The sequence below is a fragment of the Rhizobium laguerreae genome (genome assembly GCF_002008165.1).
In the GTDB taxonomy this organism is placed as follows: Bacteria; Pseudomonadota; Alphaproteobacteria; order Rhizobiales; family Rhizobiaceae; genus Rhizobium; species Rhizobium laguerreae.
On sequence record NZ_MRDM01000014.1, the window covers coordinates 322414 to 348665 of the forward strand.

The window sequence follows — 26252 nt, forward strand, 5'->3', positions numbered from 1 at the left end:
GGCCGCCAGGCCCTGGTTCCGCCCCTAGCGTCGCAATGAGGCGAAACGGCGAAATGGCAAAGCGCCAACCCACCGATTTGTTCCGGTTCTAGAAAGCTCCGGATTAACCTCCCGTGAATATTGCAGTCTGCTTTCGTTCATCTCGCCTGTTATTTGCACCGCACAATTGCGCGGGAATTTCTGTTGCAATTCCATGAAAAAAAGTCTGATTATCGCCACAAGGCGGTGTCGACACCGTTGAACTGCAGCCGTCAGCCCAACAGAAAAACGAGCGACGGCTACCAACAGAGAGGATCCTCATGCTTAACCCTACCCGTATCTTCGCGGCAGCCTCGATCGCGGCAATGTCTCTCTTTGCCGGCTCGGCCATGGCCGAGGGCGAGAAATACGTGATCGGCACCGATTCGACCTATCCGCCCTTCGAATTCGTCGATGCCAGCGGCACGATCCAGGGCTTCGACATCGACATCACCAAGGCGCTCTGCGCTGAAATGAAGGCCGAATGCACCTTCGTCAGCACCGACTGGGACGGCATCATCCCGGCCCTGAATGCCAAGAAATTCGACATGATCGTTTCCTCCATGTCGATCACGCCGGAGCGTCTGAAGCTCGTCGACTTCTCGAATAAATACTACAACACCCCGCCGGCCATTGCCGTGCCGAAGGATTCGACGATATCAGACGTCGCCGGCCTCAAGGGCAAGGTGATCGGCGCGCAGACCTCCACCACGCACGCCAACTATGCCGAGAAGCATCTCGCCGACACCGAGCTGAAGCTCTATCCGACCGCTGACGAATACAAGCTCGACGTTGCCAGCGGCCGCGTCGACGCCGTCATCGACGACGTCGTCGTTCTCTCCGAATGGGTCAAGTCCGACGCCGGCGCCTGCTGCAAGATTCTGACGACCCTGCCGGTCGACAAGGAAATCAACGGCAACGGCGCGGGCATTGCCATCCGCAAGGGCGACCCGTTGAAGGAAAAGCTGAACACGGCGATCGCTGCGATCCGCGCCAGCGGTGAATACAAGAAGATCCAGGACAAGTACTTCGACTTCGACGTTTACGGCGAATAAGAAATTCGTTATCTCGCCGATGAAGGTAATGGCGGAAGGCTTGCTCTTCCGCCATTTTTGTTTGACAAAGATAGCAAGATTAAAACGGCAAAAGCCGTGAGGGGAATTCTCGCATGGGCGGATTATTTTCCGCGCTGGGCTCCTTCTGGAGCTGGATTGTGCACATTTTCGATCCGCTGTGCGGGCCCGTTGGCATCTTCACTTGGTTCGGTCAGTCGACGATCCTTGCCTGTGGCGATACCGGCTGGGGCGACGAGATCGCGCTTGGCCTGCAGGTCACCGTTTCGGTGGCGATCGTCACCCTGCCGATCGGCCTCGCCATCGGCTTCCTGGTGGCGCTCGGCCAGCAGTCGGAGGAAAAGTCGCTGCGGCTGGCGGCCGGCATCTACACGACGATCTTCCGCGGCCTGCCGGAGCTTTTGACGCTCTTCATCATTTACTACGGCATGCAGATGCTGATCCAGTCTCTGCTTGCCTTCGTCGGTTATGACGGGCCGCCGATCGAGATCAACGCCTTTCTCGCCGGCGTCATCGCGCTTTCGGTCGTCTTCTCCGCCTACTGTTCGGAAGTGTTGCTCTCGGCCTTCCACGCCATTCCCAGGGGTCAATATGAAGCGGGCGACGCGCTTGGGCTGCATCGCGGCCGCACGCTGCGCCTGATCATCCTGCCGCAGCTCGTGCGCATCGCGTTGCCGGGCCTGACGAACCTCTGGATGGTGCTCCTGAAGGACACCTCCTACGTCTCGATCATCAGCCTCGCCGATATCCTGCGCCAGACGAGTGTCGCCGTGCGCGTGACAAAGGAGCCCTTCTTCTTTTATGGTGTGGCCTGCTGTCTTTATCTGGTGCTTGCCATCCTCTCCTCCTTTCTGCTCGTCTATGTCGAGCGTTGGGCCAAACGTTCGGAGGTCCGTCGATGAGCTACGCCGAAACGCTGATCCCGCCGCAGCCAGCGCCCCGCGAGTTGATGAAGCCGATGACGCCGGCGCGCGTGGCCGGCTATATTCTCGTCGCCATCTGGGCCGTGCTCGCGGCTCTTCTTGTCATTTCCGTCATCAATGGCTGGGATCCGGAAAAATTCATCCGCTACGGACCGCGTTACCTCCATGGTCTCTGGATAACGCTGAGCCTCGTTTTCATTTCCGTTATCTGCGGCGCCATCCTGTCGTTGCCGCTTGCCGTGGCGCGAATGTCAAACAATCGCGTGCTGAACGCGCTGGCCTACGGCTACATCTATTTCTTCCGCGGCACGCCGCTGCTTGCCCAGCTGTTCCTGGTCTATTACGGCCTCGGCGTATTCCGGCCGCAGCTTGAGGCCGTCGGTATCTGGTGGTTTTTCCGCGAAGCCTGGTATTGCGGCCTTTTTGCCATGACCATCAATACCGCGGCCTACCAGGCGGAAATCCTGCGCGGCGCGATCGAAAGCGTGCCGCACGGCCAGCGCGAAGCCGCCGCGGCACTTGGCATCCATAACAGCATCGCCTTCCGCAAGATCATCCTGCCGCAGGCCTTCATCGTCGCACTTCGCCCTTACGGCAACGAGATCATCCTTTTGATCAAGGGCTCGGCGGTCGTCGCCATCATCACCGTGCTAGACCTGATGGGCGAAACCCGCTACGCCTTCTCCCGCACTTTCGACTACCAGACCTATCTCTGGGCGGCGATCTTCTACCTCACCATCGTAGAGGCCTTACGCCATCTCTGGGCCTGGTTCGAGCGCCGCCTGACCCGGCACCTCAAGCGCTGATGCATGACGCCCAAAACTGTGTCGCGGCTTTGGGATAACTGCATTCATCAAACAAAAGCCCGTTTGGCAGCACTCTTGGGACGATGCTGCCAAGACATTGATACTAAAAATAAATTGTCCTTTTACGAAGTATCTGTAAAGCTTCCGTTAACCACTCGCATGTTTCCATATCATGTAGCGCTAATAAGCGCGCGAGTGGGAACAAGAAGAAGCGGAATACGATGCACAAGGACATGGAAAAACAATTGAAGGGCTATGGTCTGACGACCGCCCAGATCCTCTACCGTCTGCCGGACCACCCGGTGATCTTACAGACCTATGTCTGGCAGGATTACGACCTCGCTCCTGATTTTCCCGAAATGCGCGGTTTCCTAAAATTCTGGGAAGAGAAGCTGGACGGGCCGCTGCATTCGGTGCGCTACATCCACCGCAAACTGATCTCGGCAACCGAGTGGCGGGCACTGAAGGGCGAGTTCATCCTGCACTGATCGGCTCTGCAACATGATGCCGAAAAGTGTGAACGGTTCGGGCGATATGTTCTGACCGCGTCAGACATGCGCCTCGCCATGGCCGAATTCGCCTTCGTCGCGGTCCCGGCGAAGCGCGAAACCGAGCATGCCGAGATAGAAGGCGACGACGATGGCAATGACCGCAAGGCCGGGAATCGGCCCGAGCACCGCATTGTCGATGACATAGTCCCATGACTGCGCCTGCAGCGCCGGCATGCCCTCCGTCTGCAGCTTCGGCGTCGAGATCTTCAGGCACCAGGCGAGCAACAGGATGAAATACATCCAGCCGTAATTGCGTTTGAGCCGGCGGTGCATCGCCTCTTGATAGCTGAGCAGGAAGCGCGGCTTGCGCAGGCTGCTGGCGACCACAACCGCCCATTCGCTGCCGGCATTGGCATCAGGCGCCAGGATTTGCGCGAAATAGCAGCGCTCGATCTGGCGAATGCGGGCGCGATAGATATCGAAGAAGCGGTAGCGCCGCGCCTCGATCATCAGAAGCAGTGTCACCAGCATCACCCCGAACAGCAGCACCCCGTGATGCGAATTCGGCGTCGACAGCGACACCGAGAGGAGTGCTGCGACCACGGTGATCGCCCAGTTGGACGTCCGGTCGATGCGGTCGCGCCAGCTCGTCATCCGCCCGAGTTCACCACGGTAATAATGGCTGAGCGTGTTGGTGACCTCGTTTGGTGTCGCAGGTAGCAGTAATGCCCGGCCGGCCTCTCCTTCCCTCGCCGATGATGTCCTCTCTGGCTCCGTTTTCATGGCCTCTCCTCCCTTGGTCTTGTTTTCGGCCATTCTGCGCCCGCAATCGCGCCATTGCAAAACATCGAAAGCCGTCTTAGACGCATGCCTGGAACAAAAGGACGGCCTGAAACAAAAGGACGATGGACTGCGATGGCAAAGAAGATCGACGAAGAAGCTCTTGGCGAGGCCTATAACCGGGCGCTCGCGCTGGAAAAGGCCGGCGATGTCGACGCCGCCGTTGCAGCCTATGAAGAAGTCCTGGCGATCGATCCCGACGATCACGGCGGTGCGGCCGTGCGCATTGCCGCGATGGGTCGCGGCGAAACGCCGGTCAAGGCGCCCGACGCCTATGTCGAGACCTTGTTCGACCAGCATGCCGAGGTTTTCGAGGATGTGCTCGTCGAGCAGCTCGGCTATCACGTGCCGATGCTGGTGCGCCAGCGCCTGCAGGCGCTGAAGCTCGGACCGTTCAAGCGGCTGCTCGATCTCGGCTGCGGCACGGGCCTCACCGGCGGCGCGCTGCGCGACCTCTGCGCTGATATGACCGGCATCGACATATCGGAGAAGATGGTCGAGATCGCCCATGAGAAGGATCTCTACGAGACGCTCTTTGTCGCCGAGGTCGAGGATTTCCTCGACGACAACGACGAGGAAGCCTTCGACATCATCGCCGCCACCGACGTGCTGCCCTATCTCGGCGCGCTCGAACCGCTGTTCTTCGGCACCGCCGACAACCTGACGCCGGGAGGCCTGTTCATCTTCTCCTCAGAAACCCTGCCCGAGGAAATACTCGCCGGCCGCGCCTATATGGTCGGCCCACACCAGCGCTTCGCCCATGCCGACGCCTATGTCGGAGAACGCCTGACGGCCACCGGTTTCGAACTCGTCGAGATATCGGATATCAACGTGCGCATGGAAGACGGCCAGCCGACACCAGGCCATTTGGTGATCGCCCGGTATAATGGCTGACGCCAACACCTGATATATCGGCTGACGGAAGACTTGCCCGGTTGGCGAAGTATCTGTTGCAAAATGCGCCACGACCTGATAGTTAGTCAATCGGTAAAGTTTACCACAACGATAGGAAAGGTCGCCGCATGTCGCTCGTGCTCTATGGGCATCCGCTCGCCTCCTTCTGCCATAAAGTGCTGATCGCGCTTTATGAAAACGGTACCCCCTTCGAAAATCGTATAGTCGATCTTTCCAACGAAAGCTCGCGCGCCGATCTGTTCCGCTTCTGGCCGATCGGCAAGATGCCGCTGCTGCGGGACGAGGCGCGCGACAGCAGCATTCCAGAGACGTCGATCATCATCGAATATCTCGAGCAATATTATCCCGGCCCCCTTCGCCTGCTGCCGCCGGAGGTCGACCGGGCGCTACAGGTTCGCCTCTGGGACCGCTTTTTCGACCACTATGTCCAAGCGCCGATGCAGACCATCGTCAGCAATTGCCGGCGCCCCGACGGCGCAGCGGACGAGATCGAGGTGGCCGCCGCCAAGGCGACACTTACGACCGCTTATGCGATGGTCGAAAAGCAGCTCGCTGACAAGCAATGGATATCCGGCGACGGCTTCACCATGGCCGATTGCGCCGCCGCCCCCGCCCTGTTCTATGCCGAGACTCTGGTTCCGTTTTCTTCGAAGCAGCCGAACCTTCGCGGCTATTACGATCGGCTGCTGGCGCGCCCGTCCTTTGCACGGGCGCTGGAAGAGGCGCGCCCCTACTTTAAGTTCTATCCCTACAAAGACAGGCTGCCGGCCCGCTTCCGGGATGCGGCGGAATGATGGACGGCCAGGCGGATCTCGACCGCATGTTCCATGCACTTTCCGATCGCAGCCGCCGCGGCATGATCGATCGTCTCGGCCGCGGCCCGGCCTCCGTCACCGAGCTAGCCGCGCCGCTCGCGGTTGCCCTGCCGACGGTGATGAAACATCTGCAGGTGCTGGAGGAAAGCGGCCTCGTGTTCTCCGAAAAATCCGGCCGGGTGCGAACCTACCGCTTGCAGCAGGACGCGCTTGCCGCCGTCGAGCGCTGGGTGGAACAGCGGAAGATCCAGTGGACGACCACTTTCGACAGGCTGGACCACTTTCTCGCCAATGAAACGGAGACCCTCCCCGAATGACGACACGATCCGCCGAACACGCCACTCTCGTCATCGAACGCCATCTCAAGGCGCCGATTTCCCGCGCCTTCCGCGCCTGGTCAACACCGGAATCCAAACGGCAATGGTTCGCCTGCCATGGCGAGTGGGTGCCGCTGGACTACGGGCTCGATTTCCGCCCCGGCGGCGCGGAAAGGAACTACGTCGCCGATACTGACGGCCTCCTGCATGCCTATGACGCCCATTACATCGATATCGTGCCCGATGCCCGCATCATCTATGCCTATGAGATGAAGCTTGGGGAAAGCCGCATCTCCGCGTCGCTCACAACCGTTGCCTTCGAAGCCGCACCCGGCGGCACCAGGATGGTCTTCACCGAACAGGTGGTCTTCCTCGACGGCTACGCCGACAACGGCGCCCGCCTCCAGGGCACCGAGATCGGCCTCGACAATCTGCAACTCTTCCTCGAGCGCGAGGAAAGCCCGATCCACTGATCGCATGTCACGCAAAACCAAATCGCCTCGCATGAATCAAGTTTGACGCGACGCGTTTCAGGCGAAATAAGCCAAGCCTCAAGCGCTGCTTGGTTTCTTGCCCGAGCCGGCAGGACGAGCGGCGGTCCGCTTTGAGGTGTTGAGTGCGACAGCACCGCGAATGAGCGCCTTCAACGCCTCCTCGTCAATCTCGTCGCCCTCACGAAAATCGATGGCGCGCCTGGTATTGCCGTCAAGGCTGGAGTTGAAGAGGCCTGAAGGGTCCTCCAGCGAGGCGCCTTTGGCGAAGGTCAGTTTCACCACGCTTTTGTAGGTCTCGCCAGTGCAGATGATCCCGGCGTGCTCCCACACCGGAACGCCTCTCCACTTCCATTCCTCGACCACGTCGGGCTCGGCCTGTCTGATGAGAGTTCGGACGCGGGCGAGCATCTCGCCGCGCCAATCGCTCAACTCCTCGATTCTCGCATCGATTAAACGAGAAGGAGAGTCTCCCACCTTCTCTTCGCTGGAGTCGCTCTTCTTCAGGGTTGCCGTGACTTTCTTCATCGATATCTCCCCTCCATCCCTTAGGTGCTGATGGCCTAGAGCGCTGTGTGTCCTTTCGGACGCACAAAGGATGCTCTACTCTTTCAATCTTCGTCTCCGCTCACATTCGTTCGCCGGGCAATTGGCTGGCCTGCTCGACCCAGGCGGCGAACTGAGCCTCGTCGAGTTGGTCGTCTTCATGGATGTGGAAGTAACGCACTTCCTTTTGTTTGGACTCGCCGGGCGGGATGGGGCTGAGCGACGTGCCGCGGAAGAAAGCAACCTTGATATATTTCGCGAAGCAATGGACACCGAGGAACCAGCCCTGCCCTTCGATGCCGTAGAGGGGCGAGTTCCATTTCACGGCCTTATACACCCCGGGCACCGTGCGCGTGATGAGCGCATCGAGGCGATGCCCGACATCGCTTTTCCAGCCGGGCATGGCGGCGATGTAGGCTTGCACGGGAGCGTCGCCGTAACCCTTGGCGATCTGAGGATTGCCGCCCGAGAGAAGGACCGGCTCCGCGGTATCAGGCTTGGCGACTGTCTTCTTCGTGACCTTTGCCGCGGTCTTGGATGTCTTCCCGGACATTGCCTTCACTCCTACCCTCCGCTGCGTCCTGCGCCGCGCCACCTGGTGGCATATGGCAGCGCGAACAAGTAGAGACCGGTGAGCAGCAGCAAGGTCAGCGGCAGCAGCGCCATGAGGCCCACCCAGACGGACGATTTCTCTTGCACCATCGCGATGATATTAATTATGACGGCCAGCGTAAAGGCAATGGACAGCCAACGGTGGATCTGCCGAAGCCAGTTATTCCAGTTCAAGGGAACCTCCTGCGAAAACAAGCGAAGCGGATGGCGTGATCCGTTTTGGCAACGGTCTCACTCTATCCGCGTCAGCACCTGCTCCAGCTTTGCGAAGAACTGCTGCCAACCGCGTTTGGCGCCCCCGTAAGCCTGCCGCTGATCCGGCCGGAAGCCCGACTGCTCCATGCGCAGCTGCGTGCCCGCGCCCGTGGGCGTGAGAGTCCAGGTGACGACACTTTCGAGATCATAGGCAGCCCAGGTGTAAGACAGGGTCTTGTTCGGCTCGACTTCCAGGACCTGGCAATCGACGGAGCCCCAATCCGCGCTCAGCTTGAAACGGTGATTCGCGACCGGCACGAAGTCGTTCTTCATCAGCCAGTCAGCGATCAGATGCGGCTGCGTGAGCGCGCGCCAGATCTTTTCCGGCGGAAAAGGGATCTCTCGTTCGACGATGACGGAACGGGTTTCGTTTGAAATTTCGGTAATTGGTCCATCCTTTTCAATAGATCTTCCAGCTGGTCGAACCGATTTTGCCAAAAGCCCGCCATCTCACTTGTCCAGTCGACCAGCGGTGCCAGCGCACCGAGCTGGGCACTATAGTGGGTCTGGCGACCTTCGTGACGATCACGCACCAATCCGGCCTGCTTCAGGATTCCGAGATGTTTCGAGACGACCGGTTGCGAGACCCCGGCCCGAGCCGTCAGAGCCCCGACCGTCTTCTCCCCTTCGCGGCACAGCCGTTCGAAAAGAGCCCTCCGGGTCGGGTCGGCGAGCGTTCTGAAGAGCACATCCTGGGTGTCCGACATCTACAATCCATACCCCGTTAGCTATGGATTAACGTATAGCCATGGAGATATGAGTAAGTCAAGCTGGACGTAAAACAACTCGAGAAAATATTGCTGCATCTAGTGCGCGTGGCAGAGGTGAGTGAATTTCACATACCCAAGCGGCTATACATTTTCGCCATTAGACATGCATGCTCGCGCGAACACGCCTCGCCTATGCCGAGGTCATGTAGCGTCGCGAATAGACTTGGGATCAATGGCCGCCGTCGGTGCCGAGAATCGCGGCAAGCAGCCGGCCTTCCAGCTCGGCGAGGCCAGGATGGCCGTGCCGACGCGGACGCGGATACGGAATGGGAAGATCGAGTGCGATCCGCCCCTCATCGAGCACGATGACCCGATCGGCGAGATGCACCGCCTCGCTGACATCATGAGTGACGAGCACTGCGGTGAAGCCGAGTTCGCGCCAGACACGGTTGATGAGCTCCTGCATGCTGATCCGCGTTAGCGCATCGAGGGCACCGAGCGGTTCGTCGAGCGCCAGCACGCCTGGCCGGCTGACCAGCGCCCGCGCCAGCGCCACGCGCTGCCGTTGCCCGCCGGAAAGCCGCGCCGGCCATTCCCCGGTCTTTTCGCCAAGCTGGACTTCGGCAAGCACGGCATCGGCCGCCTTTACCGCCGCCCGGCTGTCGATGCCGTCGCCGAGCCCGACCACGACATTGTCTGCGACACTGAGCCAGGGCAGCAGCCGCGGCTCCTGAAAGACGATACGCGCGTTCGGGCTCGCCGGCGCGCCGTCGGCATCTTCGAAATGCAGCTCGCCGGCAGTCGGCTCGTCGAGGCCCATCAGGATGCGAAGCAGCGTGCTCTTGCCGCAGCCGCTCTTGCCGATCACGGCGACGAACTGGCCGGCCGGAATATGCAGGTTGATGCCGCGCAGCACGCGGTTGGCCCCAAAACTCTTTTCAAGCCCCGTCAGGCTGATCGCCGCGGGCGCACTACGGCCCACTGCCGGCGCGTTTTCGCGCGCATAAGCTGGCTCTTCGGCGACGGCGTGAAAACGCTCATGTGCGATCGATGTCATGGCGTCTCTCCTATTTCTGATAGACCGGGTTCCAGGCAAGCAGCCGCCTCTCCAGCACCCGGGCGATGACATCGGCAAGCTTGCCGAGCACGGCATAGATCACGAGGGCGAGAACGACGACGTCGGTCATCATGAATTCGCGGGCATTGTTGGCCATGTGGCCGATGCCTGACGATGCGGCGATCGATTCCGATACGATCAGCGTCAGCCACATGATGCCGAGCGCATATCTGAGGCCGACGAAGATCGACGGCAGCGCACCTGGAAAGATCACCTTGCGGAAAAGCGTCCAGTTGCCCATGCCATAGACCTTGCCCATCTCGATCAGATCGCGATCGACATTGCGCACCCCGTGATAGGTGTTGAGATAAACCGGGAAGAGCACGCCGAGCGAGGTCAGAAACAGCTTCGATTCCTCACCGATCCCGAACCACAGGATGACAAGAGGGATCATCGCCAGATGCGGGATGGTGCGCAGCATCTGCAGCGTCGTATCCGTCAGCTGTTCGGAGATGCGCGATACGCCATTGGCAATACCGAGCAGGAAGCCGATCGAGCCGCCGACGAGAAGACCGGCAAAGGCGCGGCCGGCGCTCACCAGCACGTCATTCGGCAACTGGCCGGAAACCATCGTCGACCAAAAGGCAAGGCCGACATCGGCCGGCGACGGCATGATCCGCGATGAGATCCAGCCGGCCGAGGAGGCAAGCTGCCAGAACGCCACGATCGCCACCGGCACCAGATAGGGCGTCAGCTTCTCCAGGCCGGGTAGCGGCAGGCGCAAACCCGCCTTCCCGGCCTTTTCGGAAACGACAGACCGTACGAACGGAGTATCGAAAGTCGACATGCATTATCCTCGCGCTTATCGAAAGCAGGATGCCGCAAGCCTTGAACGGCTTGCGACATGTCACGCTCTGTTCGAGATCAGGAGCCGGAGACGACTTTCAGATTGCCGCCATGGCTTCCGCCTGCGAAGACCTGCTTGCGGCCGAACTCGTTGTTGAAGCCCAGGCGCTGCTGCTCGCGGCTAATGCCGAGTTCGGGGAAAATCAGCTCGGCGACGCGATAGGCCTCTTCGAGATGCGGATAGCCGGAGCCGATCACCGTATCGATGCCGATCTCCTGATACTCGCGAAGGCGCGCGGCCACCGTCTTCGGCGAGCCGACCAGCGCCGTGCCCGCACCGGCGCGCACCAGGCCAACGCCGGCCCAGAGGTTCGGCGAGACTTCGAGCTTGTCGCGCCGGCCACCGTGAAGGGCGGCCATGCGCTTCTGGCCGACCGAGTCGGACTCGTGGACAAAGCGCTCCTGCGCCTCGCGGATCGTCTCGTCGTCGAGATGGCGGATCAGCCGCTCGGCCGCCTCCCACGCCTCCTCGTCGGTTTCGCGCACGATGAAGTGCAGACGGATGCCGAAGCTCACCTCGCGGCCGCGCTCGCCGGCGGCCTTGCGCACCTTGGTGATCTTCTCGGCAACCTGTGCCGGCGGCTCGCCCCAGGTCAGGTATTTGTCGACGCGTCCGACGGAGAAGTCGATGCCGGCATCCGACGAGCCGCCGAAATAGAGCGGCGGACGCGGGTTCTGCACCGAGGGAAAGCCGAGGCGCGCGTTGGTTGCCTTGATGTATTTGCCGTCGAAGCTTGCCGTTCCCTTTTCCAGCAGTTCCTCGAACACGGTGAAGAACTCTTCGGCATGGGCGTAGCGCTCGTCATGCTCGAGATGGATGCCATCTCCGGCAAGCTCCGCCGGGCTACCGCCGACGACGATGTTGAGCAGCAGGCGGCCGTTGGAGATGCGGTCGAGCGTCGTAGCCAGACGCGCATAATAGGCAGGAGACGCCGTGCCCGGGCGGATCGCCACCAGGAACTGCAGCTTCTCGGTCTTGGCGGCAAGGGCAGCCGCTGTCACGAAGGATTCTTCGCAGGCAACCCCGGTCGGCAGCAGCACGCCGGAATAGCCGAGCCGGTCGACGGCCTGGGCGATCTGCGTGAGATAGCCGATCTCGGGCGCGCGGTTGAGATCGGCGGAGCCGAGATAGGTGCCGTCCCCCGATGTCGGGATGAACCAGAGGAAATTGATGGGCTCGGATTGGCCAGTATGGGAGATGGTGGTCATTGGAAGACGGTCCTTTAGCTGCGGAATTCGAAAATCAACTCGCTGGTCGAGATGGCTCTCTGTCTGCCTTGCATAGCGCCGCCGGACAGATGCTTGGGAGGATCGTAGTGGCGGCGGAGGCGGCAAGAAGGCCGGCTGTCTTTCTATGTGCGAGCATCTGAAATATTCTGTCGATCGGATGGCAGCAGGTAGATACCTTTCGGTGTCTGCTCGATCATGAGGATAGTGACATAGACCACCAATTAGATCGACAATATCAATTTGCTATTCTAATCCGTTTTGGGGAATATTTTTCCGGTTCGGCGGCATGGGCCCTCTCCATGCCGCCTCGCGGAAATCTTGGCCCGGCCGGAAAATCAGCTTGCCTTGGGACGCCAGACGATATCGCCGGTCGTAAGCTTCTTCGGCAGGATGCCGAGCCCGTGGAACTCGTCGGCGAGCGCCTGCTGATAGGCGGCGGCGGCATCGGTGATGGTCGAGACGCTGCCGAGATCGGCACCCTTTCGCGTCAATGTCACGCGCGTCACGTCAATCGGCACGCCGGTGATCTCGGAAAGCTCCTTCACCGTCTCGTCGATATCGCTCTGAGCCGACGTGCCGACCTTGGCAAGCTCATCGATCACATCGACGACCACCTGCCCGTTGGCATCGGTGAAATCGCGATTGGCGAGGAAGAAACTGTAGGAGTCGACGATGCCTTCGGCGGTCGTCAGGATACGCGTCTCCGGATCGGCTTCGGCAATCGCCAGATAGGGATCCCAGATCGACCAGGCGTCGATGCTGCCATTCTTAAAGGCGGCCGCGGCATCCGGCGGCGAAAGGTCGAGCTGCTCGACATCTTCGGGCTTCAACCCCGCCTGGCGCAGAATCTTGACGGTTACGTTATGCGCGCTGGAGCCGCGCTTGAAGGCAACCTTTTTGCCCTTGAGATCTTCAAGCGTCTTGATGGGCGAATCCTTGCGCACGAGGATGGCCGACGCTGCCGGGCTGCCCTTGTAGAGACCGACATAATAGAGCTGCCCGCCGGCCGCCTGGGCAAAGAGCGGCGGCACATCGCCGGTCGCACCGAAATCCAGAGCCCCGGCACCCAGCGCTTCGAGAAGCGGCGGACCGGAGGTGAATTCCGACCAGCTGACGGTAATGCCGCGATCGGCAAGCCGCTTCTCAAGTGCGCCACGCCGCTTGGCGAGCGCCAAGACGCCGTTCTTCTGCCAGCCGATACGGAACTCGCTGGCGGCAGCCCGTGCCGCTCTGACTGCCGGCAGGATTGCCGTGGCCGCAGCAGCTCCAAAAAGCCCGAGCGTTTGTCGACGTGAAATCATGACTATCCCCTTCTTGAACGGTGTCGGGCCTGCCCTCGTGGCTGGACGACCTGTCAGTTACGAGCTTCATGATGATGAAATCTATAATTTATATCGACAAATTTATTTGCAACATATGGCCTTTGCTGAAATTTTGCAGCCGGGAAATCGGCCTCAAGCGGATTTTTTTCGCGCGTCCCTCACTCCCGACCTTCGGCGGCCAGGCGCTCACGGATGAAGGTGGGGCCGCCGGCAAGACGCTTCGCAAGCAAGCTTGCGGGATCGACCATGCGCCAATAGGGCGTAACTGTCGAAACCGGCTCGCCCTTCTCCAGCGCGCCGAATGACAACTCGGCGATCGCACGCAAATGCCGCTGCACGGTCACCGGACAACAGGCGTCCGCCCCGTATTGAGCCGCGAGACGGCGACGGAGAGTGCCTACTTCGGTGATGACACCTTCCGGTGCCGATCGAATCTGCTCTGCGACCATCTGCTGCGATGGAATGAGCATCGCCTGCATTCCGCTGCGGCCTTTGCGCCGCGGCTCGATCGTCGGAATTTCCGTCATGTCACCTCCCGGAAACATTTTGCCTTCTCCCGATCTAGGGCTCGGCTGAACGGCGGCCAGCCTCATCTGGGTCAATCGGAACGAAGTCCGCCTTCACGGGCTTTTCTGCTCCCGCCGTTTCGGTTAATCCTCGGGCCTGCACTTGAGGAAAAGGATAGGACATATGGCAAAAGTCGCGTTCATCGGTCTCGGCGTCATGGGTTTCCCTATGGCGGGGCATTTGAAGACGAAAGGCGGCCACGATGTCACCGTCTATAACCGCACGCCGGCAAAAGCCGCCGCCTGGGCCGAGAAATTTTCAGGCCACGCCGCCCCCACTCCGGCCGAGGCCGCCGCCGGTGCCGATTTCGTCTTCGTCTGTGTCGGCAATGACGAAGATCTCCGCTCGGTGACATTGAGCGAGAACGGCGCTTTACACGGCATGAAGCCCGGTTCGGTTCTGATCGACAACACCACCGCCAGCGCTGAGGTCGCCCGCGAACTTTATGCCGCGGCCAAGGAAAAAGGCGTCGACTTCATCGACGCTCCCGTCTCCGGCGGCCAGGCCGGCGCCGAAAACGGTATCCTGACCGTCATGTGCGGCGGCGACGAGGCCGTCTTCGAACGCGCCAGGCCTGTCATCGACGCCTATGCCCGCATGGTTGGCCTGATGGGGCCGGCAGGCTCGGGCCAGCTGACCAAGATGGTCAACCAGATCTGCATCGCCGGTCTCGTCCAGGGACTTGCCGAAGCGCTGCATTTCGGCAAGCGCGCCGGCCTCGATATTGAAAAAGTCGTCGAGGTGATTTCCAAGGGTGCGGCCGGTTCCTGGCAGATGGAAAACCGCCACAAAACCATGAACGCTGGCAAATACGACTTCGGCTTCGCGGTCGACTGGATGCGCAAGGATCTCGGCATCGTGCTCACCGAAGCCCGCCGCAACGGCGCCAAACTGCCGGTCACCGCCATCGTCGATCAGTTCTACGGCGACGTGCAGTCAATGGGCGGCAATCGCTGGGACACATCCTCGCTGCTCGCCCGCCTCGAGAAATGATCGGCCCCTCCTCCGATGCGGCAGAATTGATCACGCATCTCGAAACGCTGCGTTCGGAGGAGAATGTCGCCAGCATGGCGCGCTTCGGCATCGCTACCGGCGGCGCCCTCGGCATCTCCAATCCCGATATCCGGGCGGTCGCCAGACTGGCGAAGAAGGATCACCTCAGGGCAATGCAGCTCTGGCGAAGCGATATCCGCGAAGCCCGCCTGCTCGCCCTCTACACAGCCGAACCGAAGCGGTTGACGACGGAAGAAGCCCGACATTGGGCCGATGATTTCAACTCCTGGGAGATCGTCGATTGCGCCGCCGATCTCTTCGTCGAGGCGGGGCTGGACGAGCTCATCTCAAACTTCGCCGCCGACGAGCGTGAATTTATCAGGCGCACAGCCTTCGCCATGATTGCCGGTGCTGCGGTTCACTTGAAGAAGGAACCTGATGCGACCTTCCTCGCTTGGTTGCCGCTGATCGAGGCCTATGCCGGCGACCCGCGAAACGTCGTGTGCAAAGCGGTGAATTGGGCGCTGCGCAGCATCGGCAAGCGCAATCTCGCCTGCCATGCACCGGCGCTGGCACTTGCAAAGATACTGGCAGAAAGCCCTGATAAAACCGCCCGCTGGATCGGCAAGGATGCCGCCAGGGAACTGGCCGGCGAAAAGCTTTTGGCGCGGTTGAGATAAGGCGGGATGCCGGCTTGAAAAGATGCCTGGCGCTGTAAGTCAATGCTGTTTGGATTTTTCGACCAGGAAATCGATCAGGACCCGCACCGCCGGCGGCATGCCCTTGGCCGTCGTGAAGACGATGTAGAACTGGCTCTCCTCCGACTGCCAGTCCGGCAGCACCCGCACCAGCTTGCCAGCCTGGAGATCCGCCTCGCACGCACTTTCGAGCAGAAGCCCGAAGCCGAGGCCGGCACGGGCTGCGTTGAGGATGGCGGTCATACTGCGGCAGGTGAGCCGCGGCTGATGTCGAATCACCTGCTTGGCGTCATTCGGACCGACCAGCTCCCAGGTGTGGAACGACACCAATGACGTCATTGCCAGCGTCGGCAGGTCGGCGAGTTCGTCCACGCAATTCAGGTTGCCGGTACGCTCGACGAGCGACGGACTTGCGACCAGAATACGCCTGATACGGTCGGGCTTGCGCATCGTCAGGCTCGTCTGCGTCTCCGGCTCGTTGGTTGCCCTCACCTCGAGGTCGATCCGTTCGTTGATGAGATCGGCGCGCCGGTCGGAGCCGATGATCTGCAGCTTGATCTTCGGATAACGTTCCAGGAATTCGGGCAGGATCCCCCCGACCGAGATGTCGACGAGACCGAGCGGGCAGCCCATCCGCACCACACCTTGCGGGTCGGACTGAGCCTCGCTGACAATCGATTTGGCGCGATCGGCTTCCTGCAGGATGGTCTGGCATCTTTCGTAGAAAGCTTGGCCGATTTCAATCACCCGGAAGTGGCGGGTCGAGCGTTCTATGAGCCTCGCGCCAAGCCCTTCCTCAAGCCGGCTGACCCGCCTGCTGAGTTTCGAACGTGGTATTTTGAGATCGCGACTTGCCGAAGCGAAACCGCCGCTGGCGACGACGGCGGCGAAATAATAGTAGTCGTTGAGATCGTCCATAAGAACAAGCTATCCGCGAGTAGCAATGAATGCCGGCCCCAAGCAAGGGTTGTATCCTCTCTCCCAAAAAGCTGTGATCACATTGTCGGCATTGGATTTTCTTTTCGCGACCTGTTGCGGCAAAACAAGCCGATTCCGAATAAGAGAACGGACAAACAGCCGTCCGCACGACAATTCTATCGGTGGATCCAGCTCGTTGGAAAAATGGAAAAACGGGGTGCCTCTAGAACAAGGCTGACAGGATGCCGACGTGCAATACGCACGGCACCGGTTCGGCTCACCTGAAGGCATCGTGATCGACAGCCTTGAAGACGGTACGCCAGAAACACTGCAAGGACGGTCCGGCAGGGAAGACCGGACCCGTCCCCGTAGCTGATCGGAGGTCACTCGGATCAGAAACTGATTGTAGTGCTCCCGATCCGAAGACCGGGAGCCTCCACCAAGTGGGATTAGAACGAACGCTGCAGGCGGAAGTAGCCCGAAGTGGAGTCTTCACCATCATCCGGATCGAGGTACTGAACCGAAGCCTTGGCGTAGAAGTTGTCGACGATCTGGTAATCAACCGTCAGACCGACCTTCCATGCATCGCCGAGACCGTCGAAGTCGTCAGGAACGACAGTGCCGCCGCCGAAGTAGTTGCCGTAGTACTGAACGGCCGGGGTGATCTTGAGCTTGTCGGTTGCCTTGATAGCGTATTCGGCAGCAACAGCCCATTCAGCCGAGGAGTAGTACGAGTTCGGGCCAGTGGAGTATACGCCGGCGAGGCCGAGCGTACCGGGACCGATTTCAACGGTACCCATTGCACGGATAGCGCCGTCTTCGTTGTCGACGTCATAGCCACCGGTGATCTGGTAGCTGAACACACCGGCAGTGCCGCCAACGCCGAAGGCAACGCCAACGTTGTTAGCTTCTTCACCGAGCTTGTAGACGCCGTCTTCCAGTTCATCGACGCTGAGGCCAGCGTAGAAGGTGCCGCTTTCATACTGATAGCGGATCGAGTTGTGCAGCGTTACGACCGAACCGATGTCGTCGGTTTCGCCAGAGAGACCATCGTCCCACCAGCTGTAGAACAGACCGGCGCGGAAGCCCGCGACGTCGAGGTAAGCGGAGTCGAGGATGGCGTCCTGATCGGTGGCATTGTCAGCATTGAACTGCATGACGATGACGCCGGTCAGCGGACCATACTCGGTGTCGCTCTTGGCCGTGAACTGAACCTGACCGCGAGTTACTGCATCCCAATCAGAATCGTTGTCACCACCTGGCTGGTCGCCAACGTTGACCTGGAAACGGATGTAGCCTTCGATCTTGAGGCAGGTTTCGGTGCCCGGGATGTAGAAGTAGCCGGTGCCGTAAGCGTCGCAGACGCGAACATATTCAACCGGTTCCGGCTCGGCAGCAACGATAGCGTCAGCTGCAAGAACCGGCGTCGATGCAGCAAATGCTGCTGCTGATGCAAGCAAAACCATTCTGATGTTCATTTACCAATCCATTCCTTTGTCGATCGGGGCTGGCTTCAGATCGGGTAGTCGATTTGAAGCCGGCCCAGTTTGAACAGCCATCTCGGCGTGCGGATCGATCGAACCGCCAAACCGTCATCACATACAAGGCCCTATCAAGCAATTCTCGATATACGCCAGATGGGTTCTCACGGGCTACTTTCCCCGACAACGTGATTTTTATACAACAATTTCAAATATTTACAGAAAAAATACGCCAAACGGCTCCGCGACGGAAATCCTCCATCGCAAAGCCGCAAACGCTAAACCCCATTTGTCAAATTCTCCACCGTCCGACCCCCGTCGAACATGTTGGTGAAGCGCATAAACTCTACCGCCGGCTAACAAGCACAAACAGGGTGGCGGTTTAGAACATAGTGTCCTGAATTCGATACCAATGAGACAAAATTATGACACATCGCCCATTGGTTACATCGACCATAACCCCGGAATCCTTACCAGGCTATTCATTTTTTCAGGAATTAGGGGCGATTTGAGCGTTTTTTCGCTATTTTTGAGGCTTTTTTTCAATCGGGGGACCACACATCACCAAACTCGGCCTTGCTAACTGGCATTCCCAGGTGCGGCCAGGATGTCACAAGTCGCCTCCAACGGGCATATCCGAGGTCGCAGACTCACGCCTGGTATGAGGCCCCGCTGGACTTTGCAGTGTCGCGTGCGGTCACGGCCGCACGCTTGATCTCAATCCTCGTTGGACTTGGCATTGTCGAGAATCATGTAGTCGAGCGGCAGTTGCGTCGAATACTTGATCTGCTCCATCGCAAAGGCGGAGGAAACGTCGCGAATCTCGATCTTGGCGATCATCCGCTTATAAAAGGCGTCATAGGCGGCGATATCGGGCACGACGACTCGCAGGAGATAGTCGACATCGCCACTCATCCGGTAGAATTCGACCACTTCGGGGAATTCGGCGACCACCTCGGAAAAGCGGCGCAGCCATTCGATCGAATGGGTGGCAGTGCGAATCGACACGAAGACGGTGACCTTGGTGTTGACCTTCTCCGGATCGAGGATGGCGACTCGGCGCTTGATGACACCGTCTTCTTCCATCTTCTGGATGCGCCGCCAGCATGGCGTCGTCGAGAGACCCACTTTCTTGGCGAGATCGGCAACGGCAAGCGTCGAATCTTCTTGCAGAAGACGCAGTATTTTTCGGTCGAGGCGATCCATGCGCACAACAGTCCTTTCGAATTATTTTCTTTGTATAACTCGATTCCGCGCAACGAAAAGAATTTTGTTTCAGGAAAGCAGCATTTTCGTCCGTTCCTGCAGGATCGGGAGCAATTCTTTCTCGAACCAGGGATTGCGCTTCAGCCAGCCGCTATTGCGCCAGCTCGGATGCGGAAGCGGCAGCACCGCCGGCGATCGGTCGGACCGAAGACTGTCGCGCCACGCTCGCACCGTCTCGGTCATATTGTCCTGTCTTTCACCGGCCATATGCCAGGCCTGCGCATATTGGCCGATGACCAGCACCAGTTCGATCTGCGGCATGGCCGAGATCACTCTTTGCCGCCAGAACGGCGCGCATTCGCGCCGCGGCGGCAGATCCGCGCCCTTGTCATCATAGCCGGGAAAGCAGAAGCCCATCGGCACGATGGCGAATCGGCCGCGGTCATAGAAGCTTGCCCTGTCAACGCCGAGCCATGATCGCAGCCGGTCGCCCGATGCATCGTCGAATGGCAGGCCGCTCTCATGCACCCGAAGCCCGGGCGCCTGCCCTGCGATCAGGATGCGCGCGCTCGATGAGATCACCGCCACTGGCCGCGGCTCGTGCGGCAGCCGGTATTCGAGGCCTTTCGCCGGTGCGTCGCGACAGATGCGACAGCAGGCGATCTCCCGTCGCAGCGTCTCCAGCATGGCTTCGTCGCTCATGGCTTTACTCCCACCCGACGATCTGCCCGATGAAGCGCAGGGCGCCATCGAAACCGGAACTCTGGCGCGCATGATCGCGCACATCGCGCGGCCGCTCGAAAGTCCCGGCCCAGAGACCGGCCTTCTGAGCCTTCGCCTCGGCCTCCTCCTTGCCATAATCGCCATAGGAGATGGCCATGCCCCGGCGCACCATGGCGGCATTGATGTCGCCGCCCGCCCCGCTCTGGCAGACGACGAGCAGCCTTTCGTAGCGGTCGCGCCGGCTGCCCTGACAAAGCGTTCCCGATGCCAGCACCATGTCCTGCAGCGCCTCGCGCGCCGCGCGCCCGCAGGCCCAGGCTTTCCCCGCCCGCTCGCAGCTCTGGTTGAGTTCCGGCGCATCGATGCCTTCGAGGCGCAAACGTTCGTCTCCCAATACCAGGCTGTCGCCGTCGGCAGCATGGAAGGCGCCCGCATGCTCGATTTTTGCTGCATCGTTGAGCTTGGCAGCGATCAGCGCCACGAGCGCCAGCAGGGCAAAAGCGGTGACGCCGTCGCGAATCAGGCGCAGGCCCCGTGTCACGCTTTTGCCTCCTTAAAAAAACAAATCCTTGGCAAAGATGGCAAACATCTTCTTAAGAATTGCCGGTTAAGCTCTTATCCACCCTGGGATGAAGTTTCAACGTGCACATGAGTACCGGCGTAAGCACATCGACCGACAAGATCATCGTCGACAGGTCGCGCAGCCACCGCAACAAGGCCGTTTCCAAGGCCGTGCGGCAGACGCGCGAACGTCTTCAGTCCGGTCATGCGTCCAATTCCTCCTTCGATCGTGACGTGCTCGACATGTATGTGGCGTCGGTGCTGCAGGGCGCGACGATCATGCCGCTCTTCGTCGTCATCATCACCGCTCTTGGCGTCTATTTCACTGAAGATACGCAATTGCTCTTCTGGTCGCTGCTGACAGTCACCTGTCACGCCGGCAATATCCTGCTTGCAAGGCGCGCGCGCCGGCAGGAGATCACCGCCGAGAGCGCCCGCAAATGGCGCCGCCTGCTGCTCTCCGGCCAGTTCCTGCTCGGCTGCTGCTGGGCCGTCTTCGCGCTGCAGGGCTGCGACACCTGCGAGCCATCGAGCTTCATTCTATACAAGGGCGCCACGCTGCTGATCGCGCTCTCCATCACGGCGATGTCGAACTTCATGCTGACGCCCGCCGTGCTCGCCGCCTTCTCGCCGGCGGTCCTGGCGCTTGCCGCCAAGAGCGGCCTGTCGCGCGATCTCCTCGAAATCAGCCTGACGGGGCTCTTCACCACCACCCTCGTCTTCTTCAATTATATCAGCGACCGGCTCTTCAAGTCGAACCTCAGGATCCTTTCCTACCAATCGGAGAAGGACGACCTGATCGCCGAGCTGGAAGTGGCGAAGTCGATGTCGGATGAGGCTCGCCGCCGCGCCGAAGAGGCAAACCTCGCCAAGTCGCGCTTCCTTGCCTCAATGTCGCACGAACTCAGAACCCCGCTCAACGCCATCCTCGGCTTTTCCGAAGTGATGTCTGCCGAAGTCATGGGGCCGCTCGCCAATCCGACCTATAAGGAATATGCGGGCGACATTCACCGTTCAGGCCAGCATCTGCTCGATCTCATTAATGAGATCCTTGACCTGTCGCGCATCGAGGCCGGCAAATACGAGTTGAGCGAGGAGGCGATTTCGCTTCTTGATATCACCGAAGATTGCATCGGCATGGTCCAGCTGCGCGCCCGCGCCAAGAACATTGCCATTTCGGACCAGTTCGAGCGGCAACTGCCGGCCATCTGGGCCGACGAGAAGTCGATGCGCCAGGTGGTGCTCAATCTTCTTTCCAATGCCGTCAAGTTCACGCCGCAGGGCGGTGAGATCCACGTCAAGGTCGGCTGGACGGCAGGCGGCGGACAGTACATCTCGATCAAGGACAACGGCCCCGGCATTCCGGAAGAGGAGATTCCCGTCGTCCTGTCGGCCTTCGGCCAAGGCTCGATCGCCATCAAGAGCGCCGAACAGGGCACCGGCCTCGGCCTGCCGATCGTCCAGGCGATCCTTGCCAAGCATGACGGACAGTTCCTGCTGAAATCGAAGCTGCGCGAGGGCACCGAGGTTATCGCCATCCTGCCCGCCAGGCGCGTGCTCCAGAGCCTGCCGGCCGTCGAGGAGGCCCAGGCCGTCGCGCGCAAGCGCAAAAGTTTTGCCTGATTCAGCGAAAGCATGATGCCGAAAAGTGTGAGCGGTTTTCGGGCAACATCATGCTTCAATTCTTAGACTTGGATCCGGATGACATTCGGCCGATCCAGCGTGAAATCATCCGGATCCAAAGAACAGATGCTTGCCGAGAACGAAGCCGAGATAGAGGCAGCAGGCGGCGATCATGCAGGTCACCGCGAAGGAGCCGAGATCCTTGGCATGTTTGCCGACGATTGAAATCTCCGGCGAAATCCGGTCGATCACCTCTTCAACGGCGGTATTCATCGCCTCCATCGAAAAGAGCCCGAGAAACAGAAGCACCGCGACGACGATCTCGCCAGCACTAGCTCCCACCAGCGCCAGCGCCGCGATCGAAACGACGAAGAAGCCGAGTTCCTGGCGGAAGGCTGCCTCTTTCAGCACCCTCAGGAAGCCCGCCCAGGAATAGCTGGCGGCGGCGATGAAATGCCGAAGTCCGGTCTCTTTCGTCACCGCAGGCTTCGTCAAGATGCCCTCTCCTCTTTCCGTTGCATCACAGACCGGGAGAGGCTTTGCCGTCTCCTTTTTGATGAGCGAATACGCAAATACCGAATCCGCTTAGGCCGCGCAAGCGAACGCGTGCGGATCGACGGCGCCTACCGCGGCCTTAATGCTTATTCGACACGCCTGCCTGGGCGAAGGTCGCCATGCCGGAATGGCAGGCGGCGGCCGCCTTGACGATGCCGGCGGCTAGCGCCGCACCGGTGCCTTCGCCGAGCCGCATGCCGAGCGCCAGAAGCGGCGTCTTGCCGAGCATCTCGATCGAGCGCAGATGTCCGGGCTCGCCGGAGACATGGCCGATCAGGCAATGATCGAGTGCCGACGGATTGGCCGCTTTGAGGATCGCCGCCGCTGCGGTCGCGACATAACCGTCGATCAGCACCGGAATGCGCTCCATGCGCGCAGCAAGGATCGCGCCGGCCATCGCCGCGATCTCGCGGCCGCCAAGCCGGCGCAGGATCTCGAGCGGATCGTCGAGATGGTCGCTATGCAGCGCCACCGCCTTTTCCACCGCCGCGATCTTGCGCTCCAGCATCTCGCCTTCCGAGCCGGTGCCCGGCCCCACCCAGTCACGCGCCGAACCGCCGTAGAGTGCATAGTTGATCGCCGCCGCAATCGTCGTATTGCCGATGCCCATCTCGCCGATGCAAAGCAGGTCGGTACCGCCGGCGATCGCCTCCATGCCGAAGGCCATGGTCGCGGCGCAATCGCGCTCGGAAAGCGCTGCCTCCTCGGTGATGTCGCCGGTGGGATAATCGAGGGCCAGATCGAAGACTTTCAGCCCGAGATCATAGGCGACACAGATCTGGTTGATTGCAGCACCGCCGGCTGCAAAATTCTCGACCATCTGTTGCGTCACCGTTGGCGGAAAGGGCGTGATGCCCTGCCTGGTGACGCCGTGATTGCCGGCAAAGATCGCCACCAGCGGCCGGTTGACGGCAGGTGTGCGGCCCGTCCAGGCAGCAAGCCAGAAGGCGATTTCCTCGAGCCGTCCGAGCGCGCCCGGCGGCTTGGTCAGCTGCGCGTCACGCTCGCGCGCCGCCACCAGCGCGCGGGCATCCGGCCCCGGCAGGTCACGGAGCAGGGTACGGAAATCGTCGAACGGCAGGCCTGAAACGCTCATCTGTGCGGTTTTCCTATGAATCCGGGTATTCTTGTTTTTTTCCCGCAAATCAGCTTCTTTGCGGGTGGCCACTCTCTTAAAGCGGGCGGACGAGGCGAACAACTCCAAAAGCGCCGCCGCGACCATAAGCCGAAACCTCCGGCAGAACGAAGCAGAATGAAGATCAAGGACTATGCGGTCGATACCGCCCGCGCCGTCGCCTTCCTCAGCCGCATTCCCATGCCGCAATCGCTCTTCAAAGGCTATGACGGCAGGCTCGGCCGGCTGGTGCGCGCCTTTCCCTCCGCCGGCATCGTCATCGGTTTCGTCCCCGCACTCGCCATCCTCCTCCTTTTGGGGCTGCGTGCGGACCCGCTGATGGCGGCCCTGATCGCGCTCTCCCTCCAGGCCCTCGTCACCGGCGCGCTGCACGAGGACGGCCTGGCCGATACGGCCGACGGTATCGGCGGCGGCAAGAGCCGCGAACAGAGCCTCATCATCATGAAGGACAGCCGGATCGGCACGTATGGCGCGATAGCGCTGATCCTCTCCTTCGCCATCCGCGCAGCCGCGCTTGCCGCCATCGCCCGCCATTCCTCGCCGCTCGCGGCAGCCCTCGCCATTCCCGCTGTCGCGGCGCTGAGCCGCGGTGCCATCGCCTGGCACTGGCAGCGGTTGGCGCCGGCAAAGGCCGACGGCGTGGCCGCCTCGACCGGCCAACCGGACGAGGCGGCGATGCAGTTTTCGCTCGCCTCAGCCGGCCTCGTCGCAGCGCTTCTGATCTGGCCGGCCTTCGGCCTGCGGCCGCTGGTCGCAAGCCTGCTCGCCACCGGCATCGCAGGGTTTGCCTTCACCGCCTTCATCCGCCGCAAGCTTGCCGGCCACACCGGCGATACGCTGGGCGCAACGCAGCAAATTTGCGAGATCGCCACCCTTTGCGCCCTTGCCACGGCTCTTTGAAACTCCGATATATCCTCCATGCAAACACCCTGCGTTCACGTCTGCTCCCTGGTCTCAGCCACCGGATTTTGTTCCGGATGCGGCAGGACTCTTCAGGAAATCGGCAGCTGGATGAGCTACTCCGACACCGAGCGAAGACAGATCATGACGCTATTGCCGGCAAGGCTTGCAGGCGCCGCCGCCGTGTCGAACCATATGAAATCAATCCTCGCCGCCGGGCCGGAGCGGCCTTTATGATCCGTTTGACCGTCTTCCTCGTCGTGATCGGCATCGGTCTTGCCGTGCTGATCGTCAACAATGACAACAGCCGCATCCTCGGCCTGCAGAGCGATGACTTCGGCCGCGTCGTCTATCTGCTGCCGATCGCACTGATGCTGTGTGCCGGCATCTGGGCGAGCCGGCGCAGTGTCGGTGAAACGATGCGTCAGATGATGATCTGGCTGGTCATCGTCCTGGCGCTCGTAACCGTCTATCTCTATCGTCAGGAAGCGCTCGGCGTCGGCAACAGGCTGCTCGCCGGCCTCGTTCCCGGCCGCGCCGTCGTCGTCACCACAAGCGAGGGCGGCCAGGAGATCATTCTGCACAAGCTGTTGAACGGCCATTTCGAAGCCGATGTCGCGGTCAACGGCCAAACGATCGAGATGCTCGTCGATACCGGCGCCAGCATGGTGGCGCTGTCGCACGAAGATGCCGAACGGATCGGCATCGACCTCTCCCGCCTCACCTATTCCATGACCGTCATGACCGCCAACGGCCGCGGCCGCGCAGCACCCGTCACCCTCGACCAGGTGGCGATCGGCCCGATCGTCCGCAACAATGTCGCAGCCAGCGTCGCCGAGGACGGCCGGCTCGACCAGAGCCTGCTCGGCATGAGCTTCCTGGAAACGCTGGGCTCGCTGCAGATGCAGACCGACGAACTCCGCATGCGCGATTAGCGCTCATGATCCGCTGCCGCTGCAGGCGCCTTTACGGCAACGGTCGGATCTGTCACTTTCAAGGGCAACAACAAGACCACAAAGAGCAAAAAGAAACTCCTAGTCTGGTGGCACCACAGTTCGGCCGGCCTTCGCCCGCAGCGAGGCCGTGACCCATGGGTGCGACAGGAGCTTCGCAATGAATTCACTCTGGCCGATCGTTATCGGCGGCGTTCTGCCCGCCCTGTTCTGGGGCATTACCGCCATCTTCCAGAAGCAGAGCGCCACGGCTGCCACCGGCTCGGCCGTCTACCTGATCGCCTTCGGCGCTACCTGCGCGCTCGCCGGCCTGATCGCCGCCTTGATCTGGCGCCCCGCCCCCTGGACCGCCGAAGGTCTCGGCTTTGCCGCCACATCAGGCGCCTGCTTTGCCGTCGGCACCGGCCTCATCAGCTTTGCGCTTTTCACTTATGGTGTCCCGGTCTCGAAACTCGCCCCAATCTGGAGCTGCAACGTGCTGGTGACACTGGCGATCGGCGCCGTCTTTCTCGGCGAAGCCTCCGAGCTCGACATCGTAAAGCTCGTCGCCGGTACCCTCCTCATCATCTCCGGCGCCCTTCTCGTCAGCAGCGCCTGAGGGGAACTGGCGCA

At 60.7% G+C, this 26252-nt stretch carries 32 protein-coding genes and 1 pseudogene; 15 read left to right on the forward strand and 18 right to left on the reverse strand.

The window, feature by feature from the left end; all coding sequences use genetic code 11:
* The first annotated feature begins 299 nt into the window (after positions 1-299).
* From BS630_RS17285 to BS630_RS17300, 4 genes are all read left to right on the forward strand, one after another.
* Positions 300-1073 carry a transporter substrate-binding domain-containing protein gene (locus BS630_RS17285; protein ID WP_077978374.1) on the forward strand — a complete coding sequence of 258 codons (774 nt, stop codon included), beginning with the start codon at positions 300-302 and terminating at the stop codon, positions 1071-1073.
* Between the two features lie 113 nt (positions 1074-1186).
* Positions 1187-1993: an ABC transporter permease gene (locus tag BS630_RS17290; RefSeq protein WP_025394853.1), complete on the forward strand. Its 807-nt coding sequence runs from the start codon at positions 1187-1189 to the stop codon at positions 1991-1993.
* Positions 1990-2820 (forward strand): ABC transporter permease, encoded by an 831-nt coding sequence (locus tag BS630_RS17295; RefSeq protein WP_025394854.1) that lies wholly within the window; start codon positions 1990-1992, stop codon positions 2818-2820. Before BS630_RS17290 ends, BS630_RS17295 begins: the two co-directional genes overlap by 4 nt.
* Before the next feature lie 221 nt (positions 2821-3041).
* On the forward strand, positions 3042-3308 hold the full coding sequence (locus BS630_RS17300) for an usg protein (protein WP_003540344.1): 267 nt from the start codon (positions 3042-3044) through the stop codon (positions 3306-3308).
* 60 nt (positions 3309-3368) lie between these two features.
* Here BS630_RS17300 and BS630_RS17305 read toward each other — a convergent pair whose 3' ends face one another.
* Positions 3369-4094: a DUF2270 domain-containing protein gene (locus BS630_RS17305; RefSeq protein WP_077978375.1), complete on the reverse strand. Its 726-nt coding sequence runs from the start codon at positions 4092-4094 to the stop codon at positions 3369-3371.
* 132 nt (positions 4095-4226) lie between these two features.
* Between BS630_RS17305 and BS630_RS17310 the strand changes: the two genes are divergently transcribed.
* From BS630_RS17310 to BS630_RS17325, 4 genes are all read left to right on the forward strand, one after another.
* Positions 4227-5045, forward strand: coding sequence for a class I SAM-dependent DNA methyltransferase (locus tag BS630_RS17310; RefSeq protein WP_077978376.1), 819 nt, complete (start codon positions 4227-4229; stop codon positions 5043-5045).
* Between the two features lie 128 nt (positions 5046-5173).
* Positions 5174-5860: a glutathione S-transferase family protein gene (locus BS630_RS17315; RefSeq protein ID WP_077978377.1), complete on the forward strand. Its 687-nt coding sequence runs from the start codon at positions 5174-5176 to the stop codon at positions 5858-5860.
* Positions 5857-6198 (forward strand): ArsR/SmtB family transcription factor, encoded by a 342-nt coding sequence (locus BS630_RS17320; protein ID WP_017960774.1) that lies wholly within the window; start codon positions 5857-5859, stop codon positions 6196-6198. The genes BS630_RS17315 and BS630_RS17320 overlap by 4 nt, the downstream gene beginning before the upstream one ends.
* Positions 6195-6671, forward strand: coding sequence for an SRPBCC family protein (locus tag BS630_RS17325; protein WP_077978378.1), 477 nt, complete (start codon positions 6195-6197; stop codon positions 6669-6671). Before BS630_RS17320 ends, BS630_RS17325 begins: the two co-directional genes overlap by 4 nt.
* Positions 6672-6749: 78 nt before the next feature.
* Here BS630_RS17325 and BS630_RS17330 read toward each other — a convergent pair whose 3' ends face one another.
* The 10 genes and pseudogenes from BS630_RS17330 to BS630_RS17375 all read right to left on the reverse strand — a co-directional run bounded on the left by BS630_RS17330 (position 6750) and on the right by BS630_RS17375 (position 13854).
* Positions 6750-7217 (reverse strand): DUF1801 domain-containing protein, encoded by a 468-nt coding sequence (locus BS630_RS17330; RefSeq protein WP_077978379.1) that lies wholly within the window; start codon positions 7215-7217, stop codon positions 6750-6752.
* A gap of 100 nt (positions 7218-7317) precedes the next feature.
* Entirely contained in the window at positions 7318-7788 is a 471-nt protein-coding gene (locus BS630_RS17335; protein WP_077978380.1) for a DUF1801 domain-containing protein, read from the reverse strand.
* 11 nt (positions 7789-7799) lie between these two features.
* Complete coding sequence (locus BS630_RS17340; RefSeq protein WP_003560044.1) at positions 7800-8021, reverse strand: hypothetical protein; 222 nt, start codon at positions 8019-8021, stop codon at positions 7800-7802.
* 57 nt (positions 8022-8078) lie between these two features.
* Positions 8079-8489: an SRPBCC family protein gene (locus BS630_RS17345; RefSeq protein ID WP_077979210.1), complete on the reverse strand. Its 411-nt coding sequence runs from the start codon at positions 8487-8489 to the stop codon at positions 8079-8081.
* Positions 8489-8809, reverse strand: a pseudogene (locus BS630_RS17350) (ArsR/SmtB family transcription factor); the annotation flags it as partial. The pseudogene BS630_RS17350 and the gene BS630_RS17345, both read right to left, overlap by 1 nt.
* Positions 8810-9041: 232 nt before the next feature.
* Positions 9042-9869 (reverse strand): ABC transporter ATP-binding protein, encoded by an 828-nt coding sequence (locus BS630_RS17355; protein ID WP_077978381.1) that lies wholly within the window; start codon positions 9867-9869, stop codon positions 9042-9044.
* A gap of 10 nt (positions 9870-9879) precedes the next feature.
* Positions 9880-10716 (reverse strand): ABC transporter permease subunit, encoded by an 837-nt coding sequence (locus BS630_RS17360; protein ID WP_077978382.1) that lies wholly within the window; start codon positions 10714-10716, stop codon positions 9880-9882.
* A gap of 77 nt (positions 10717-10793) precedes the next feature.
* Positions 10794-11984: an FMNH2-dependent alkanesulfonate monooxygenase gene (gene ssuD, locus BS630_RS17365; RefSeq protein ID WP_077978383.1), complete on the reverse strand. Its 1191-nt coding sequence runs from the start codon at positions 11982-11984 to the stop codon at positions 10794-10796.
* Positions 11985-12340: 356 nt separating this feature from the next.
* Complete coding sequence (locus BS630_RS17370) at positions 12341-13306, reverse strand: aliphatic sulfonate ABC transporter substrate-binding protein (RefSeq protein WP_077978384.1); 966 nt, start codon at positions 13304-13306, stop codon at positions 12341-12343.
* Positions 13307-13485: 179 nt separating this feature from the next.
* Positions 13486-13854, reverse strand: coding sequence for a hypothetical protein (locus BS630_RS17375; protein ID WP_026265288.1), 369 nt, complete (start codon positions 13852-13854; stop codon positions 13486-13488).
* Positions 13855-14017: 163 nt separating this feature from the next.
* Here BS630_RS17375 and BS630_RS17380 point away from each other — a divergent pair, with 163 nt between their 5' ends.
* Positions 14018-14887, forward strand: coding sequence for an NAD(P)-dependent oxidoreductase (locus BS630_RS17380; RefSeq protein ID WP_077978385.1), 870 nt, complete (start codon positions 14018-14020; stop codon positions 14885-14887).
* Positions 14884-15567 (forward strand): DNA alkylation repair protein, encoded by a 684-nt coding sequence (locus BS630_RS17385; protein WP_077978386.1) that lies wholly within the window; start codon positions 14884-14886, stop codon positions 15565-15567. The genes BS630_RS17380 and BS630_RS17385 overlap by 4 nt, the downstream gene beginning before the upstream one ends.
* Positions 15568-15606: 39 nt before the next feature.
* On the opposite strand, the gene BS630_RS17390 is transcribed toward BS630_RS17385, so the two are convergent.
* The 5 genes from BS630_RS17390 to BS630_RS17415 all read right to left on the reverse strand — a co-directional run bounded on the left by BS630_RS17390 (position 15607) and on the right by BS630_RS17415 (position 20454).
* Positions 15607-16503 (reverse strand): LysR substrate-binding domain-containing protein, encoded by an 897-nt coding sequence (locus BS630_RS17390; protein ID WP_077978387.1) that lies wholly within the window; start codon positions 16501-16503, stop codon positions 15607-15609.
* 449 nt (positions 16504-16952) lie between these two features.
* Positions 16953-17981 (reverse strand): porin, encoded by a 1029-nt coding sequence (locus BS630_RS17395; protein WP_077978388.1) that lies wholly within the window; start codon positions 17979-17981, stop codon positions 16953-16955.
* A gap of 720 nt (positions 17982-18701) precedes the next feature.
* Positions 18702-19190: an Lrp/AsnC family transcriptional regulator gene (locus BS630_RS17405; protein ID WP_003540387.1), complete on the reverse strand. Its 489-nt coding sequence runs from the start codon at positions 19188-19190 to the stop codon at positions 18702-18704.
* Between the two features lie 69 nt (positions 19191-19259).
* Entirely contained in the window at positions 19260-19892 is a 633-nt protein-coding gene (locus tag BS630_RS17410) for a uracil-DNA glycosylase family protein (RefSeq protein WP_025394873.1), read from the reverse strand.
* Between the two features lie 4 nt (positions 19893-19896).
* On the reverse strand, positions 19897-20454 hold the full coding sequence (locus tag BS630_RS17415; protein WP_077978390.1) for a thermonuclease family protein: 558 nt from the start codon (positions 20452-20454) through the stop codon (positions 19897-19899).
* Positions 20455-20561: 107 nt separating this feature from the next.
* On the opposite strand from BS630_RS17415, the gene BS630_RS17420 reads away from it, so the two are divergent.
* The gene (locus BS630_RS17420; protein WP_077978391.1) at positions 20562-22097 is read left to right on the forward strand and encodes a sensor histidine kinase; all 1536 of its coding nucleotides are present in this window, start codon (positions 20562-20564) and stop codon (positions 22095-22097) included.
* 105 nt (positions 22098-22202) lie between these two features.
* Here BS630_RS17420 and BS630_RS17425 read toward each other — a convergent pair whose 3' ends face one another.
* Entirely contained in the window at positions 22203-22592 is a 390-nt protein-coding gene (locus tag BS630_RS17425) for a diacylglycerol kinase (protein WP_077978392.1), read from the reverse strand.
* 139 nt (positions 22593-22731) lie between these two features.
* Positions 22732-23748, reverse strand: coding sequence for a nicotinate-nucleotide--dimethylbenzimidazole phosphoribosyltransferase (cobT, locus tag BS630_RS17430; protein WP_077978393.1), 1017 nt, complete (start codon positions 23746-23748; stop codon positions 22732-22734).
* Positions 23749-23904: 156 nt separating this feature from the next.
* Here cobT and BS630_RS17435 point away from each other — a divergent pair, with 156 nt between their 5' ends.
* The 4 genes from BS630_RS17435 (at position 23905) to BS630_RS17455 (ending at position 26238) form a co-directional block, all read left to right on the forward strand.
* Positions 23905-24687 (forward strand): adenosylcobinamide-GDP ribazoletransferase, encoded by a 783-nt coding sequence (locus tag BS630_RS17435; protein ID WP_077978394.1) that lies wholly within the window; start codon positions 23905-23907, stop codon positions 24685-24687.
* Between the two features lie 18 nt (positions 24688-24705).
* Complete coding sequence (locus BS630_RS17440) at positions 24706-24924, forward strand: DUF1289 domain-containing protein (protein WP_077978395.1); 219 nt, start codon at positions 24706-24708, stop codon at positions 24922-24924.
* On the forward strand, positions 24921-25622 hold the full coding sequence (locus tag BS630_RS17445; protein WP_077978396.1) for a TIGR02281 family clan AA aspartic protease: 702 nt from the start codon (positions 24921-24923) through the stop codon (positions 25620-25622). Before BS630_RS17440 ends, BS630_RS17445 begins: the two co-directional genes overlap by 4 nt.
* A 178-nt stretch (positions 25623-25800) precedes the next feature.
* On the forward strand, positions 25801-26238 hold the full coding sequence (locus tag BS630_RS17455) for an EamA family transporter (RefSeq protein WP_025394880.1): 438 nt from the start codon (positions 25801-25803) through the stop codon (positions 26236-26238).
* Positions 26239-26252: the final 14 nt, after the last annotated feature.